Here is a 15,935-nt window from a genome sequence, read left to right as displayed (position 1 = left end):
TCTGGGGCATGCTTAACACCCATGGCTGCAAACCCGGAGATATGTCGGCTTCGGAACTGGCGGACCGGGTGGCTGAGGTGCTTGCAGCGGACAGCGAGTCATTCAACGAACGGGCCCGCGAGGAAGCCGAAGCGCTCAAGTCCGCGGTCCGAAGCGGGACCTTCGACAACTCGGAGGCGATTGTCGGCATGGAACTGGAGCTGTATGCCGTCGATGAGCAGACCGACGCACTCCAGCGGGTCCCGCGTCAGTTGCTCGAACTCATCGGATTCGAGAAGGAGCTCGGCCTGCACAACGCCGAGATGCAGACGAGCCCGCAGCCGCTGAACACCCACGGGCTGGCGGCCCAGCGCAACGAACTGAAGGCGTCGCTGATGCCGGCCCAACAACGGGTGCGCAATGAGGGCATCCGCCTCGTCTCTGACGGCATGTGGACCGTTCCACCCACCGGTGAGACGGCCCGGGAGTACCTCTGTGACTGCGTCGAACAGAGCGGCGTCCGCATCGGGACGAACATGTCGGACTCCGTCCGCTATCACACGATGGCCAATACGGACTACCCCTCGGCGTTCGAAATCGACGCGCCGCACGTCTCGCTACAGGCCGAGACAGTGATGCCGGAGTCGCTCATCACCTCGATTCAACCCCACTACCAGATTCCTCACGCTCCGGACCTGCCGGAGTATTTCAGCTACGCGCTCCGGATCGCCGCGCCGCTGCTGGCGCTTGGCGTCAATTCCCCGTTTTTCCCGCCTGACCTCTACGACGACGCACCCGACCCGGAGATCGTCGCCCGGGCGAACATGGAAAACCGAATCGGCGTCTTCGAGTCGGTTCTCAATCCACCTGATGGCGACACGACGCCACCGAAAGTCTGTTTCCCGCCGGATTTCGACTCCGTCGAGGAGGCTATCGACGACATCGTCGCGGACGACACTATTGTCCCGGTCGACCTGCCGTCCGGCACCCGTTTCGACGACGACTTCGTCCACTTCCGACACAAGCACGGCTCCTACTGGCGGTGGGTCAGGCCGGTGTTCGAAGGGCCGACGCGGTCGGCGGCAAACGCTCGCATCGAGTTCCGCCCGCTGGCCGCTCAGCCGACCGTCGACGACGCCATCGGCTTTGCAGCCGTCTTTGCCGGCCTGATGGAGAGCCTGCCACAGCTCGAACACCCCATCCGGTCGCTGGACTGGGAGACGGCGGAGAAGAACTTCTACACCGCCGCGCGGAACGGCCTTCGGGCGAAAATCGAGTGGATTACCGCTGACGGAGCAACAACGACCAGCACCGAAGAAATATACGGTGAACTGTTCGAGCACGCGCGCGAGGGCCTCGAACAGCGGGGCCTCTCGGCGGAGGAGGCCCACAGCTACATCCGGCCGTTGCGTGAACGCGTCGACCGCCGGCTCACACCCGCACGCTGGAAACACGACTACGTCCGCCGCCGCGTCGAGGAGAACGTCCCGCTGGCCGAAGCGATCTGGGGGATGCAGGCCACCTACATCCGGCATCAGGAGGAGAATCTGCTGGAGGGGAGTTTCGTCGACTGGTTCGAGTAACCTCAGTCCCCGGTCGCCAGTTCCGACTGTTCCGTTTCCTCACGTCGGTCCGCAACACCTGCGTACGCAACGACGTTTGAGCCAAGTTCCTCAACGCGCTCCGCGATGTCTCCGTCGGCGATGCTGCCGTCCTCGAAGGCGGCCCACGAGTCGGGGATGGCGACACCTTGCGGGAGCGGCCAGCCTTTCAGTTCAAGAACGGCAGCGCGCAGGTGCTGGAGCGTCGGTGTCGGGAACCCACCGCCGGCCACTGCGAGGATGCCGATGGTCGTCCCCTCGACATCGTCGATACTGCAGTAATCAAGCGCTGTCTTCAGCGGTGAGGCGATTGTGCCGTGGTACACAGGTGTTCCGAGGACTATCGCGTCGGCTTCGCGGACGCAAGCGGCGAGTTCCGGGCCGTCACCGGATTCAGCCGCACCCGCGTCGGGGTCGAACAGCGGGAGGTCCCACTCCCGCAGGTCGATGTGTTCCGTGGTCGCGTCGGCACCGGTCGCCGCATTGAGGGCACACTGGACAGCGATTCTGGTTCCGCTGTCGTCACGGAGGCTGCCGCTGATACCGATAACGTGTGGCGTGTCGTGCATCGTGTGCCTGTTCGTAGCCAGGGCGTATTAGTAAGCATTCTGAGAAATAGATTTCAGTACGTACTCTGATAGGTAGATGCGTGGTGAGACGGCCCGTAGTGTCAGTGTGAATCAGTCGGTACTGCCGACGATACTGATTATTGACTGGCTCCTCTCAGTCACAGCGCTGGAAAAGCCACCGGCTGCGCCCGATACCTCGCCTGCGATTGTGAAATCGGGTTCACCCGCATCCACTGAGGTGTGCCCTGCCAACCGCGGCTGACGCTGTCTGTGCCTACTCCTGGTCTTCGTTATCCGTTGCCTCGTCCATCTCGTCGTCGGCTTCGGAGGCCTCCGTCTCATTTTCTGTCTCGTCCATCTCTTCATGTTCGTCGGCCTCGGCGAATTCGACTTCGGCCTCTAGTTCGATTTCGACGCCCTTGCCCTCCAGTTCCGCCTCGAACTCCGCCATGTCTTCGACTTCGGCTTCCAGTTCCGCTGTGTCTATCTCCACTTCGACTTCCACTTCGACGGAAACGTCGTCTCGGTCCATACCGTCTTTTCGAGCGGATGACATAATTCCGTTTTGCAACCGGCATGCCGCGGATGACTTCGACATCGCTATGTGTGTCAATCGCCGACAAGTTTGTATGAGCGACCCCGTGGACGTGACCGTCGACACCGACGACGAATCGGAATCGGTCCGTGTCCACGACGACGGTGGCGAGGTCGAGGCCGGCGACGCGACTGTCCGATTCAGCTTTTCCGGCACTGGCGACGATGGGCAGTCCAGCGGCAACGACGAGCAGTCGCCCGACGGCAACGACGACGGTGACGACCCGTGCCGCATCGCCGAACTCGACTCGGTACCCACCGACAGCACGCTCGTGTTCGAGGCTCGTAACGGCCGGCGCGGCGTCAACTGTATCCTGCACCGCTCGGGTGACGCCGTCGCCGCCTGGCGCAACTCCTGTCCCCACCAGCCCGAAGTCCCGCTTGACCCGGGCCGGGGCGCGATTGTGCGGGGTGACCAACTGGTGTGTCACAAACACGGCGCACAGTTCGAACCCGACGATGGCGTCTGCACGCACGGCCCATGTGCTGGCGACGCCCTCGACAGCATCGAGGTCACGGTTCAGGACGGCGACGTGTACCTCACGGACGAGCGCTTCGAGCGGGCCGAACGGCGCTGAAACGCGATTTCAGAACGTTTTCGCGGTTGTCTTCCAGTGACCAGCGCCGTTAGTCGTCCGCGACGGCCGGTTCGCTGCCGGTCCGGGGATCGGCATCGCGCCACGTCCCGCGGAGGAACCAGGCCGCTGCGAGGCCGGCCGCGAGGACGTTCGAGACGGCGAAGGCGAGCCAGATGCCCTGTTCGGCCATCGAGTACGCGAAGAGGTCGACGACCTGCGGGCCGAGCCACGCCGGGACCGCGACCGGGCGGGAGGCGACCCAGGCGACCGGCAGGCGGATGATTCCCAGCATCGTGACCGCCAGCGCCGCTGCGGTGAGGGTTTTGCCGGCTCCGCGGAACCCACCGGAGTAGGCCCGGACGACGCCGATGAATCCGAAGGTCGGGGCGACCCACTGGAGGAACTCGGCCCCGATGCGGACGACTTCGGGGTCGTCGCTGAACACGCTGACGACGGCCGGTGCGGCGAAGATAGTGATCGCGCCCAGCACGGTGAGGATGGCGAACGAGACTTTTGCGGCGAAGTGATTGGCCGTCGCTGCGCGGTCAGGCCGCTCGGCCCCGAGGTTCTGGCCGGTCATCGTCTCGACGCCGCGGTCCATCGCGATGGCCGGCATGAACACCAGCGAGAACACGCGGATGCCGACGCCGAAGGCCGCGACCACCGTCACCGAGAACGTCCCGACGATGAACAACATGGCGTTGACTGACACGGCGCGACCGGTCCCCTCAACGGAGGCCGGGATGCCCAGTCTGAGCAGTTTCCGGAGGTACTCCAGATCGGGTGCCATATCACTGAGGTGAATCCGCACGCCGCGCCTGCCTGACAGCAGGATACCGATACCGACGACCAGCGCTACGGCACGCGAGAAGATCGTCGCGACGGCCGCGCCGACGACGCCCATCTCGGGGAACACCCACCAGCCGAAGATGAGGAACGGGTCGACGACGATGTTCAGCACGACAGTCCCGAACATCACCAGCATCGGCGTGATGGTGTCGCCGGCCCCGCGCATCAGCGAGATGAACACGAAGAAACCGAACATCGCCGTCAGTCCGAGCGAGACGACCTGCAGGTAGCCCGTCGCGCCAGGGAGAACCTGCTCGGAGGCCCCGAGCAGGCTCAGGAAGTCCTCGACGAAGAAGTAGCCAGTCGCGCCGAGCAGCACGGAGGCCAACAGCGCGAACGTCACAGTCTGGGAGGCGGCGTACTCGGCCTCGCGATGTTCCTCGGCTCCGGTGTGCTGTGCGACCAGGACGCTGCCCGCCACCGACAGCCCCATGCCGAGCGAGATGAGCAGGAAGATCATCGGGAAGGCAAAGGAGATGGCCGCAAGCGCTGTCGTGGAGTACTGCCCCAGCCAGAACGTGTCCGCGAGGTTGTACGCCACCTGTAGCAGGTTCGTGATGACGATGGGGAAAGAAAGGAACAGCAACGGCTTGCCGATGTCACCGCTGGTCAGGTCCAGTTCCTCCTGCCCCTTGAACAGGTTCCCGAGCCGCGCACCCAGACGACCCAGTTTCTGCCGGACGCTCACGCTGTGACCTCCTGCTGTCCGTCCAGAAGATGTGTCTCGACGTACTCGGCGAGCATCCGTCGGGTACACTCGACCGGGCGCCCGGTCGTGACACGCTCGGTCGCAGCCCCGGTCAGGACGGTGACGATGAACCGGGCGGTCTCCTCGGCGTCGAGGTCCGATTTGAACGTCCCGTCAGTGATACCGTCTTCGAGGATCACTTCGAGTTCGTCGACAAGGTAGTCGTCGAATTCGGTGAGCCGCTCGCGAAAGCCGGGTTCGTAGGGCGCGTGGGCACGGATTTCGAGAATCGCCGTCCCGAACTCTTCGCTCCCGTCGTCCGGCTTGTCCAGCACGGAATCGATGAGTGCCAGCAGGCGCTCGTGTGGGTTCTCGCCGTCGGGGTCTTCGATCCGGTCGACGAACCCGTCATAGAGGTATTCGAGGAACGCACAGAGGAGGTCGTGCTTGCTGTCGTAGTGGTAGTGGAGGGCAGCTTTGCTCTTGTCCGACTCGTCGGCGATATCCTGCATCGTCAGATCCGCATAGCCGTGCGTACACAGCGCACGGTAGGTCGCATCCATAATATCGTCGGCCGTGTCGCCGTCGTTCATTACGCGTGACTAACTGACTGGTCAGTCAAGTATTCGTCGGTACCATTTGAGGCTGGGTTCGCGTACCATGCCACCCGGAAATCAGACTCCCGGGAGCCGTCGCTCTGAGAGCGCTCGGAACGACGGTCGCTACTCCTTCAGGTCGAGGTCGAACTGTTCGTGTTCGCTTGCGGCATTGAGTACGACAGAGGTGTTCGACTCTCTGATGTCTGGGTCGGTGAGGAGTTCCTTTATTTGGGCGTTCATGCCGTCGGTGTCGGCGAACTTCCCGACCGCGATGACGTCGTAGTCGCCGGTGACCTCGTACACCGAGATCATCTGCTTGTGCTCTTCGAGATCCTCGGTGACTGCCGGGAGCGACGACCCTTCCACTTTGAGCTGGATGATGGCCGTCACGTCGTAACCGAGCTTGTCGTAGTCGACTTTGGGCGTGTACCCGTTGATGATTCCCTCGTCTTCGAGATCGGAGAGGTGGTTTGAGACGGTCGTTACCGACACGTCGAGGTCTTCTCCGAGGCTTCGGAGGCTGGCACGGCCGTCACCCAGAAGTGCATTCACTAGCTCACGGTCGAGATTTTCGTACGTCATTACATTGGGGGACGCCCCCCAGGGATTAGAATTTTACGAATGTCCAAATGTAAGCGAAAGCGTCGAAACCTTTGCGCAAATCAGCAGGGTTTTAGTAGTAGCACCGTTCCTATCGGGTGTCCAAAGATGACAAGCGAACTTTCAGAGGCGGCACAGGAGGTACTCGACGAAATCGAAGAGAAGAACGTCGACTTCCTCCGACTCCAGTTTACCGACATCCTCGGTACCATCAAGAACGTCTCGATCACAGCCGACCAAGCAGAGAAAGCGTTCACAGAGGGGATTTACTTCGACGGCTCCTCGATCAACGGCTTCGTCCGGATTCAGGAATCCGATATGCGTCTGGACCCGGACCCCTCGACGTTCTCGGTACTCCCGTGGAGAGAAAACGTCGACGGCGGTTCCAGTGCCCGACTCATCTGTGACGTCATCGACACCTCGACCGGCGAGCCGTTCTCCGGCGACCCGCGTGGCGTCCTGAAGCGAGCTATCAAGCGCGCAAACGACATGGGCTATACGGTCAACGCCGCCCCCGAGCCCGAGTTCTTCCTGTTCGAGGAAGACGAAGAGGGCCGTGCGACGACCAAGACCAACGACGCCGGCGGCTACTTCGACCTCGCGCCGAAGGACCTCGCCTCCGACGTGCGCCGTGACATCATCTACGGCCTCGAAGACATGGGCTTCGACATCGAGGCCTCCCACCACGAGGTCGCCCAGGGCCAACACGAGATCAACTTCACCTACGACGACGCGCTCTCGACGGCCGACAACGTCGCGACCTTCCGCTCCGTCGTCCGCGCCATCGCGGCCGAACACGACCTGCACGCGACGTTCATGCCGAAACCCATCCCGAAGATCAACGGCTCCGGGATGCACACGCACCTCTCGCTGTTCACCGAGGACGGCGAGAACGCGTTCCACGACGAGGACGACGAGTTCAACCTCTCCGAGACGGCAAAGAGCTTCACCGCCGGGATTCTCAAGCACGCACCGGCTATCACGGCCGTCTCGAACCCGACCGTGAACTCCTACAAGCGTCTGGTTCCGGGCTACGAGGCACCTGTCTACGTCGCCTGGTCCGACCGTAACCGCTCGGCGCTCATCCGCAAGCCGGCCGCCCGAACGCCGGCCGCAAGCCGTATCGAGGCTCGGTTCCCCGACCCGTCGTGTAACCCGTACCTCGCCTTCGCCGCACTCATCCACGCCGGTCTCGACGGCGTCGAGCAGGACCTCGAGTGCGACGACCCTGTCCGCGAGAACATCTACGACTTCGACGAAGAGAAACGTGAGGAGTACGGCATCACCACGCTCCCGTCGAACCTCGGCGAAGCCGTCGAAGCGCTCGAAAACGACGAAGTGATTCAGGACGCGCTCGGCGAGCACGTCTACGAGAACTTCGTTGAGGCCAAAACGCAGGAGCACAAGGAGTACCTCGTCGACGTCTCCGACTGGGAACTCGACCGCTACCTCGAGAAGTTCTAACGGCTGCCACTCACACCTTTTTCGCGAGGCGCTCACCGGCCAGCGGCAGCGTTAGCAAGACTCCGGTCCCAAGCCCCGCAAGCAGCGTGACGGCGACCGGCGACGGGTCTAACCCGAACGTCACGCCGAGAAACGCTCCGACCGAGACAACGCCCAGCAACGCCGTGATACCGACACCGTGCCGGGTCGGCTCCGGCATCGCATCACCCAGTAGCGACCAGACTGCGGCACCCGCGACAGCGACGCCCAGTGCCCCGGCCGAATTACGGGAGGCACCAGTGACGAGTAGCCCCGCCACGGCGATGACGGCCGCGAGGCCGAACACCCGTTCGGGCGTTTTGAGCGCGCCGAGTGCGAGTACGAGGGCTGCACCGGCGATGGCAAAGCCCGCGAGGATGTCGGCGAGGTAGTGGACGCCGAGTACCAGCCGCGAGATCCCGATGAGGGTGATGATCGTCGCGGCGACGGCGGTGCGCTGTCGACGCGTGCCGACCCGGAGTGCCCACGCGATACCGCCCCAGACGAGCAGGGAGAGGGTGGCGTGGCCGCTGGGGAAGCCGAACCCTTCTCCGGTCGCCATTGACTCGTAGGTACCCCGCAGCGCCGCTGGGAGGAGTTCGGCGTGGGTGGCCGTGCCAGCCCCGGGCGGCCGCGGCAGCGCGAACACGCCTTTCAGTGAGACGACGAGCGCGACACCGACGGCGAGCAGCGCCACCAGCATCGCCGTCCGGTCGCGAGTGAGGCCGCGACCGAGTTTCGGCGTCCGCGGGCCGAGCCAGTACAGCAGGCCACAGGCCAGGAAGGTGAACCAGAAATCCCCTAATTGGGTGACCAGCGCGAACAGCACGACGACTGCCCCGGGCAGCGCCGACAGCACCTCTGTGACGCCGACAGCTCGCATCACTGTCGCCAGTCGCGCACGCGGTCGACGAGCCGTCCGGGAAGACCGGTGGCGGTGAGCGTCACACCGACCGCAATCATCACGGTGTAGAGGCCGAGCGTCGACAGCCAGATGACCAGCATCGCCAGGACGGCATAGAGTCCCTTCAGATAGTAGAACGCGCCGAGGGTCATTATCGTGCCGTACAGCAAGACGATGTAGGGGCCCCACTGGCGGGCGTGGCCGCGACGCATCCGGCGGCGGACGTACTGCTTGAGGTCGGACTTCACCTCGTCGCGGTGGAGCGTCCGGCCCTCGATGTCCTCCCGGAACGACTCGAACTCCTCGCGGAGCTCTCTGAGCTCTTCGTCTGTCAGCGCCTCGTCTCGGCCGGTCGGCCCGGCTCCTGCTGGCGGGGGCGTGTCAGTCTCGTCAGCGTCCTCACTCATCGCTTTGCCGGACCGTCGGTGCGGTACCTGTTGTAGTTGCCGGTCCGCGAGCGCCGCGTTGACCGCCGCGCCCACGAGGAGTACCTGTCCAGCGAAGTAGAACCACGTCACGAGTAACAGGACCCCGCCGATGACGCCGTACACCTGATAGGAGTCGGCCTGCGCCGCATACACGTTGAACCCCGTCCCGAGCAGCGTCCACCCGACACCGGCAAACACCGCGCCGGGAACGGCCTCCCGCAGTGTCATCTCCTGATCGGGAAAGAGGTAGTACAGCGGGAGGAAGGCGACTGCCAGCACAGGAACGAGCGCAAGCCCGCCGAGCGCGACCTGCACGCCCAGCACTGTCCCGAACGCCCCGATGATACCGAGCCCGACCAGCGCGATACCGATGCCGCCCAGCGCAGCCAGCCCGTCGACGAGTTCGCCAATGATCGAGTCGGGGCCGTCTGTCCCGTAGACGCGGCTGAAAGCCGTATCCAGCCCGCGGAACACCTTGAGCGCACTCCAGAGTGTGATGCCCACACCGAGTACGGTTGCGCCCCCGCGGCCGGCCCCGCTGGTCAGCGCGTCTTCGAGCAGCGTCGACGCTGCCGGTGTGAGTACGTCACCGGCGGCGCTGACGACTCGCTCGGCGAAGGCCTCCCCGCCCGCCAGCGTGCCGACGACCAGCGTCAGCAGCAACAGCGGCAGCAGGGAGACGAACATGTAGTAGGCGATGCCGGCGGCGAGAAAGGAGACCTCCTCCTCCTGAACGGTACGGATGACAGCCCGACCGACGGAGACAGCGCGTGTGCGGTCCACGTGGGCACGTCAAGGTGGAGCCACAAATATACTGTCGACTGACTGATGACAGTCGCTCGCCGACGTGCGTCAATCGTCGAGCGCCGTGTCGGGCCGGTAGGACCGGCTCACGACCCGCCACGTCCCCGACCGGAAGCGATAGTAGGTCACCGCCGCGGGAACCGCCGTCTCGACCATCAGCGAGGCGTACAGTGCGAGTTCGCCGAGCGGCGTGACGTAGCCGAGATACGCCAGCGGAAGGGCGAACAGGTACATCCCGGCCAGCTGGGAGTAAAACGGCCAGCGCGTGTCGCCGCTGGCCCGGAGCGGCCCGGTCGAGCCGCCGTCGACGCCCCGGAACACGACACTGGCACACGCAACCGCGACGAACACCGTCACAAGCGGGAGCACTGTTGGGTCCGAGACGAACAGGCGGGCGATGCCCCGCGAGAACGGAAGCAGCGTCGCCGCGACGACGATGTACACGCCGATGCTCAGCCGGAGCACCGTTTGCGCCCAGACGGTCGCCTCGCCCTCGTCATCGTCGCCCAGTGCCTGCCCGACGAGGCTGCTCGACGCGAGACTCAGCCCCCAGTTCGGTGTGTCAAGCAGCGCCCGGACGCGGAGTGCCACGACGTAGGCCGAGACGACGCCAGGTCCGAACAGGCCGACGATGAACAGCCGAGGGAACTGCGCCCCGGTCCGCGCGAGGTTGGCCCCCACCAGCGGTGCCCCGGTCTCCGCGAGGTCACGCCCCAGTCCGCGGTCGACGAACGGCCGCGACACCGGAATCCGGACCGGAAACGCACCGATTATCGGCAGCCCACCGCGGGCCAGCCCGACAGCGAACCCGGTCGTGACGAGCACGTTCGCAATGACAGTGCCAAGCGCCGCCCCGACGACACCGAGGCTGAAGCCGAAGATGAGCACCGCGTTCAGCGCGATGTTGACGACCGCGCCGCCGGCCCGGAGCAGCATCGGCGACCAGGCGTCGTCGGCCCCCACGAGCGTCCGACTGGCGATGAGGTTCAGTGCGGCGAAGGGGACGCCGAGGGCGGCGACGCGCAGGTACCGCGTCCCGTAGCCGACGGCTTCGGACCCCGTTCCGACGAGATCGACGAGCAGACTGGGAACGACCCAGTACGCCGCCATCAATGGGAGTGTCAGCCCCAGAACGACGGCGGCGCTGGTCGTGACGGTGACCGCCAACTCCTCGTCGGCGTCGGCCCCGTAGCGCTGGGATACCATCCCGATTGTCCCCCCGGCGACGCCGCCGCCCAGCGCGAACACCAGTTCCCAGAACGGGGCGGCGAAGCCGACGCCGGCGATAGCGGTCGGCCCGAGCGCCAGCCCGACCATCGCCACGTCGACCGTCGACTTCGACATCCGGGCGACTCCGGTGACGATCCGTGGCCAGGACAGGTCCGTCGCTCGGCGGACCCGCTCGCGCTCGACGAGGCCGACCCGCGCGAGGAGGCCGCCGACGAACAGCAGGACGCCGCGGACCGGGTTGTACGTGGAGGGCACGTGTTCGCCACTGCTTTGCGGTCGAACCCGAAAGGTGTTAAGAAAGGGACGCCGCCCTCACAGGGTTTATACAGCATCGCGGCAACGACCGGATATGGATACGGAAGCGGCCATCCGGCACGGGACGATGCAGGTGACTGTCCTGTTGCTCATCGCGGCCGCACTGGCTATCGGATTCAGTGTCGCCGGCGTCGGCGCGTCTCTGCCGATTGTCGTGGGCCTGCTGGTACTGATGGCTGTTCTATTCGCCGCCCGACCGGACGAGGACCGATTCGGTCCCGTCGCTGGTGTCGATATGGACGGCATCGTCCAGTCGCTGTGGCTCGCACCGCTCATTACGGCCCTGCCGCTGCTCGTCCGCCTGTCGGCCACACCCGGCGAGGTGCAGGCCATCGGCGGGCTGCTCGGTCTCGCGGGGATGGCGAACTACTTCCTGCGCCCGGTGTACTTGCTGGGCTACGACCTCGTCTCCGCGGTTCGAGAGAGCGTCGGCCGGGCGAACGGTCGGTAAGAATCAGTTCGGCTCGCACTCCGTTCGTAATCCTCGGGACTGTCTGGACTCCTGTAGTCCGTTACTCCGCCGTCGCCTCGCGAATTTCCACCACGTCGGCGTCCGTCTTGAACGTCGTGCCGCCGTAGTGCGTTCGGGAGGCCTCGTAGCCAGCATCGCGGAGTTTCTCGATGAACTCGTCCATGGCTTCCGCGCCGCGTCCCCAGCGCTTGCAGAGGCGGTGCTGGTCGTAGTGGGTCGGCGTGTCGATTTCGTCTCTGAGCGTCGCCAGCAGTTCTTTCGCCTCGTCGGCGGTGCCCATTTCCTCCGTGACCTGCTCGGCGATGGCGTCGGCGAACGCTGGGTCGCAGGTCCGGCCGAGCCAGATGGGGCCGGCCGTCTGGAGGTGTTTGTCACAGACGGGACAGTCCTCGGGTGGGTCGGCGATGAGCCCGTAGTCGTGGTCGCGCCAGAGGCAGTGCTGGCAGTGGTGGACGTAGCCCAGTTCGTCGATGCAGTCGTTGGCGACCTTCGCGCCGTGGTCGAACTCCAGATAGGTCCGAGCGTAGTGCTTGGTCGCGTGGCTGAGAATCGGCCGGGCGGCGATGTCGTAGCGGGCCGCCGTCCGGACCATCGCCGACAGGAGGACGCGCATCCCCATCTCGGCGTGGAACTCGGTGTTTCGCGGGACCGCCCCATACGAGCGGACGCCGCTCTCGAAGTGCGCGCCACACAGCGGCGCGGTGTCGGTGGCCGTCACACAGAGGAGGTGTTTGGTCCCCTGGACGGCCGCGTCGGCGAAGGGGATCGGCGTCCCGAAGGGGTCCACGTCGACCACGTCGAACGCCTCGGAGTGCATAAGCACGTTCGCGTCCGACCGCCGGACTGAGGCCGCGAGGTCGTTGCGTTCGAGGTTCTGCTCACACAGCGCCGTTGCGTCGTCGTCGATGTCACACAGCGTCGTCTCCCAGTCGTTGGCCGCCGCGCGGACGCCCCGGATGCCGCTGGCGGCGGTGGCGTCCAAGTACGTCGACACGCGGGGGGTTCGCTCTCGGTAGGCCCGCAGTGCCGCCACGGTGATGTCGCGGTTCAGCTCCTGGACGGGGTTGAAGAACACGTCCGCGCCCTTCCCCGCGTCGGGCTGTTCCGGCACCGTGACGGTCACTCGGCCCTCACTGACGCGCATACTCTCCGGTCCGTGCGGTCGCCGTTAAGTCGTTCGAACCTGCCTGTCGGGTCCGCTATTTTTCAGGCTGTTGTGAACAGCCAGAAAGCCCCGAGGCGCTGGCATCGGAGGTCTCGCTGCGCGCTGCCTCGCTCCTTACAGTCGCTCGTGCAGTGCTTGCATCGCCCGCCGTCCGCCAGCGCCTCGCCCCTTTCAGTCCCACCCGATGTTGCTGGTGTAATCGCACTGAGAATGTTGGCTGTGTAATCGCACTCAGTACGGTCGGCGGACCGTCTCCGTGAGTACCACATTCATGCCGCTTCAGTGGCTGTCCGCTCTTGGGGGAGTCGAACGGTCACGGTTGTCCCGTCGCTCGTATCGAAGTCGAGGTCACCCTCAAGCGTCGTGGCCGTCCAGCGGACGAGCCAGAGGCCGATGCCGCTGCCGTGGTTCAGGTCCGTCTCACGGCCCCGCTCCAGCACGCCGAGCTCGTGCTCGGGGACGCCGGGGCCGTTGTCGCTGACAGTCAGCACGACCTCGTCGCCGTCGACAGTTGCACGGACGCTGACAGCGGGGTCCGGAACGTGCTGGAGGGCGTTCTCGATAAGGTTTGTAAGCAGTATCCTCAGCAGGGCAGGCTGGGTCGTCAGCCGGAGGCCGTCGGGTATCTCGACGGTGACTGAACCACCGTACTCGTCACGGGCGATTTCTACGACTTCGGCGGCGAGGTCGGCAAGCCCGACGGATTCGAGTCCGGCATCGTCTGACCCCGCTTCGGCGAGGGTCCGGGCCTTCTGGCCAGAGTCAACCAAGCGACTGACCGACCGCTCGATGGTCGCCGCGTGGTCGGACTGCTCGCCGTCCAGTTCCCCCGCCAGTAGTTCCGCCCGGGCCTGAATGACGACGCTCTCGTTGCGGACGTTGTGTCTGAGAAACCGGTTGAGCACTTCGAGGCGGCGCTCGCGCCGGATCTCGTCGGTGATGTCCTGGAAAACGACGGTGTAGCCCAACTGCGTGCCCGCCTCATCGCGGAGCGCCGTCTGCCGGACTTTGAACTCGCGGTGTCGACCACCGGCCTCGATGGAGACCCGCGAACTCCCACCGTCGGCTGCGATGTCGTCGTCGCCCAGAAAGTCGTTCAGCGCCTCCGTCAGCACCTCGTGCTTGTCGACGGCGAGCATCCGTTCGGCAGCTGGATTGAGGTTCACGACCCGGCCCTGTTCGTCGACGATGGCGACCGGCGTAGCGATGTCGTGGATGGCCGCCTGCTCGCCGGCCCGTCGCGTCGCCGGGTGGAACTCGAACATGTCGCTGCGAACGAACGCGTACAAGTCCAGCGCGACGTGTGGCAGGAACAGGAGCGTCGTCAGATTCACCGTCGGAGTCGGCCCGATGCCGCCGGCCCACAGCAACACCGCGGCCCCGGGCGGTATCGGGCTCAGGCCGACCGCCAGCGCCTCGCGCCGGTACAGCGGGCCGTAGCTGACGACCGTATCGAACACCAGCAGGGTCCCGAAGCTGACGAACAGCATCGCGACGATAATGATGAGCAGCCCTACTGGCAGGACGGCGTACTCGGCCCCCGCGCTGCCGGCGGCCGGTACGACCCGGAAGCCCTGCCAGACCACAGTGTGGAGCGGATTCGTGACGACGAGCGCCGTGCCGGCGAGCGGCAGCACCGCCAGCCCCCGGTACCACCCGCTCTCCAGGACGTTCGTCCGGCCGGTGTATCCCAGCGCAAAGGAGAGGAAGCAGAACCCGATCCAGATGATCCCCAGCCAGGACACCATCTCCAGGGCGAGGCGCAGTGTCGGGTCGAACACCAGCAGCGCCGCGCCGTAGCTGAAACACCAGACCGTCTGCGTGACGATAGTTGCGACGAACCACCGTGCGCCGGGCTTGTCCCAGTGCGCCCGGAGCTGTGCCAGCAGATACAGCGACCCGATTCCCGAGGCGAACGAGCCCAGCGCCAGCCACGGGAGGTCGAGGTTCATGTCGGAACAAATCTGCACTCCGTGTTTATCCTTCTGGGCACAGTACAAGCATTGATAACTCCCCGCCGCCTGCCAGGCGGTCGGGACTTGGCTGCTGAAGCCGACGCCGTTTTGTCACCCCTTTCCGTAGCATGGGTGTGACCGCAGTCGAGGAGTGGGTGGCCGACCTCGAAGCCGCCGGGGAGCTGACCCCCGACGCAGTGTCGGCTATCGTCGCGGTGCACGATGACCGGGGCCACCAGGCCATCGAGGCCGTCGGCGAGAGCCGGGTCAAGCAGTACCGCGATTTCACCGTCGTCGTCGGCCACGACGACGAGTACATCGTCGAGGACGGCGGCTGCACCTGCGCCGACAGCGAGTACAACCTCGACCCCGACGACCCCGACCAGCTCTGCTGGCACGCCATCGCCGTTCGCATCGCCGAGGCCATCGGCGCCGGCGACGAGCACGACATGTGGTACTCTGAGGTTCGGGAATTCCTCTAGTACCTTTTTACTTCGTCGCCCTTCCTCGCGGCGCGAAGCGCCGCTGCGGGAGGGCTCCTCGCAAAAATCTACGCTAAAAACGCCCTTCTCGCTCCCGCTGGTCGCGAGAAGTGAAACCGCGCGCCGCCAGGCGCGCGGTATGCCTGTTGCACGGCTTTTACCTGCTACTGCATCGTCCCGCTACCGCTCCACCGGCCGGCCAGCGCCGTACGTAATCCGCCCTTCCAGTGAGAATCGAAGGACGCACCGGGAGCCGAGGTTGAGCGTGCGGAGCGTGCGGAGCGTGTCAGCCCGCTCGTGGTCGCCTATGTCCACGTCGACGCGCCCGCTCAGCGGTGCGGCCCCCAGTTTCCCCTGGAACTCGACTGGCGTCCGTTCCAGTCGTCCCTCTCGGACCGCGTAACTCTCTATCCGCTCCCGGCGTTCCCATGTCCGGGGCCAGTCGATGCTGACCGTCGCCACGCGGTCGCCGTCCTCGACGACCGTCGTCTCGCGGCGGGTCGCGTCGTCGCGGTGGGTGATGTCGGCGACCGTCTTCGGGTAGCCCCAGATTTCATCGCCGAGCGCGCGAGCGGGCTCGGTCGTCACCGGAAGCGACCAGACGTAGCCGCCGATATTGCGCGTCAGCAGTGGAAGCAGCA

16 protein-coding genes are annotated in these 15,935 nt (G+C 65.3%); 5 read left to right on the top strand and 11 right to left on the bottom strand.

The window, feature by feature from the left end; genetic code table 11:
• Positions 1–41: 41 nt before the first annotated feature.
• The gene (locus C444_RS00870) at positions 42–1,562 is read left to right on the top strand and encodes a glutamate--cysteine ligase family protein (RefSeq protein ID WP_004590251.1); all 1,521 of its coding nucleotides are present in this window, start codon (positions 42–44) and stop codon (positions 1,560–1,562) included.
• Positions 1,563–1,564: 2 nt separating this feature from the next.
• On the opposite strand, the gene C444_RS00865 is transcribed toward C444_RS00870, so the two are convergent.
• Both C444_RS00865 and C444_RS00860 read right to left on the bottom strand, forming a co-directional pair.
• Positions 1,565–2,149 carry an NADPH-dependent FMN reductase gene (locus C444_RS00865; RefSeq protein ID WP_004590250.1) on the bottom strand — a complete coding sequence of 195 codons (585 nt, stop codon included), beginning with the start codon at positions 2,147–2,149 and terminating at the stop codon, positions 1,565–1,567.
• Between the two features lie 274 nt (positions 2,150–2,423).
• Positions 2,424–2,681, bottom strand: coding sequence for a hypothetical protein (locus C444_RS00860; protein ID WP_049909003.1), 258 nt, complete (start codon positions 2,679–2,681; stop codon positions 2,424–2,426).
• 97 nt (positions 2,682–2,778) lie between these two features.
• Between C444_RS00860 and C444_RS00855 the strand changes: the two genes are divergently transcribed.
• Entirely contained in the window at positions 2,779–3,321 is a 543-nt protein-coding gene (locus tag C444_RS00855; protein WP_004590248.1) for a Rieske (2Fe-2S) protein, read from the top strand.
• Between the two features lie 49 nt (positions 3,322–3,370).
• Here the strand turns inward: C444_RS00855 and C444_RS00850 are convergent, their stop codons facing one another.
• The 3 genes from C444_RS00850 to lrp form a co-directional block, all read right to left on the bottom strand.
• On the bottom strand, positions 3,371–4,858 hold the full coding sequence (locus tag C444_RS00850) for an MATE family efflux transporter (protein WP_004590247.1): 1,488 nt from the start codon (positions 4,856–4,858) through the stop codon (positions 3,371–3,373).
• Positions 4,855–5,451, bottom strand: coding sequence for a TetR/AcrR family transcriptional regulator (locus C444_RS00845; protein ID WP_004590246.1), 597 nt, complete (start codon positions 5,449–5,451; stop codon positions 4,855–4,857). The genes C444_RS00850 and C444_RS00845 overlap by 4 nt, the downstream gene beginning before the upstream one ends.
• A gap of 129 nt (positions 5,452–5,580) precedes the next feature.
• Positions 5,581–6,039, bottom strand: coding sequence for an HTH-type transcriptional regulator Lrp (gene lrp, locus C444_RS00840; RefSeq protein WP_004590245.1), 459 nt, complete (start codon positions 6,037–6,039; stop codon positions 5,581–5,583).
• Positions 6,040–6,165: 126 nt separating this feature from the next.
• On the opposite strand from lrp, the gene glnA reads away from it, so the two are divergent.
• The gene (gene glnA / locus C444_RS00835) at positions 6,166–7,521 is read left to right on the top strand and encodes a type I glutamate--ammonia ligase (protein WP_004590244.1); all 1,356 of its coding nucleotides are present in this window, start codon (positions 6,166–6,168) and stop codon (positions 7,519–7,521) included.
• Between the two features lie 10 nt (positions 7,522–7,531).
• Here glnA and C444_RS00830 read toward each other — a convergent pair whose 3' ends face one another.
• The 3 genes from C444_RS00830 to C444_RS00820 form a co-directional block, all read right to left on the bottom strand.
• Positions 7,532–8,425 carry a phosphatase PAP2 family protein gene (locus C444_RS00830; RefSeq protein ID WP_080509660.1) on the bottom strand — a complete coding sequence of 298 codons (894 nt, stop codon included), beginning with the start codon at positions 8,423–8,425 and terminating at the stop codon, positions 7,532–7,534.
• Positions 8,422–9,654, bottom strand: coding sequence for a YihY/virulence factor BrkB family protein (locus C444_RS00825; RefSeq protein WP_004590241.1), 1,233 nt, complete (start codon positions 9,652–9,654; stop codon positions 8,422–8,424). Before C444_RS00825 ends, C444_RS00830 begins: the two co-directional genes overlap by 4 nt.
• A gap of 69 nt (positions 9,655–9,723) precedes the next feature.
• Positions 9,724–11,160 carry an MATE family efflux transporter gene (locus tag C444_RS00820; protein WP_004590239.1) on the bottom strand — a complete coding sequence of 479 codons (1,437 nt, stop codon included), beginning with the start codon at positions 11,158–11,160 and terminating at the stop codon, positions 9,724–9,726.
• 94 nt (positions 11,161–11,254) lie between these two features.
• Here C444_RS00820 and C444_RS00815 point away from each other — a divergent pair, with 94 nt between their 5' ends.
• Complete coding sequence (locus tag C444_RS00815) at positions 11,255–11,671, top strand: hypothetical protein (protein ID WP_004590237.1); 417 nt, start codon at positions 11,255–11,257, stop codon at positions 11,669–11,671.
• Positions 11,672–11,732: 61 nt separating this feature from the next.
• On the opposite strand, the gene C444_RS00810 is transcribed toward C444_RS00815, so the two are convergent.
• Complete coding sequence (locus C444_RS00810) at positions 11,733–12,836, bottom strand: tRNA (guanine(26)-N(2))-dimethyltransferase (protein ID WP_004590235.1); 1,104 nt, start codon at positions 12,834–12,836, stop codon at positions 11,733–11,735.
• Between the two features lie 290 nt (positions 12,837–13,126).
• Positions 13,127–14,809 carry a histidine kinase N-terminal 7TM domain-containing protein gene (locus C444_RS00805; protein ID WP_004590233.1) on the bottom strand — a complete coding sequence of 561 codons (1,683 nt, stop codon included), beginning with the start codon at positions 14,807–14,809 and terminating at the stop codon, positions 13,127–13,129.
• Positions 14,810–14,940: 131 nt separating this feature from the next.
• Here C444_RS00805 and C444_RS00800 point away from each other — a divergent pair, with 131 nt between their 5' ends.
• On the top strand, positions 14,941–15,294 hold the full coding sequence (locus tag C444_RS00800) for a hypothetical protein (protein ID WP_004590231.1): 354 nt from the start codon (positions 14,941–14,943) through the stop codon (positions 15,292–15,294).
• Between the two features lie 180 nt (positions 15,295–15,474).
• Here C444_RS00800 and C444_RS00795 read toward each other — a convergent pair.
• The coding region (locus C444_RS00795; RefSeq protein ID WP_161607589.1) for an acetoacetate decarboxylase family protein at positions 15,475–15,935 on the bottom strand (461 nt) is incomplete at its 5' end.

The organism is Haloarcula japonica DSM 6131 (assembly GCF_000336635.1).
Classification (GTDB): Archaea; Halobacteriota; Halobacteria; order Halobacteriales; family Haloarculaceae; genus Haloarcula; species Haloarcula japonica.
This window is presented reverse-complemented; position numbering and strand designations above follow the sequence as displayed.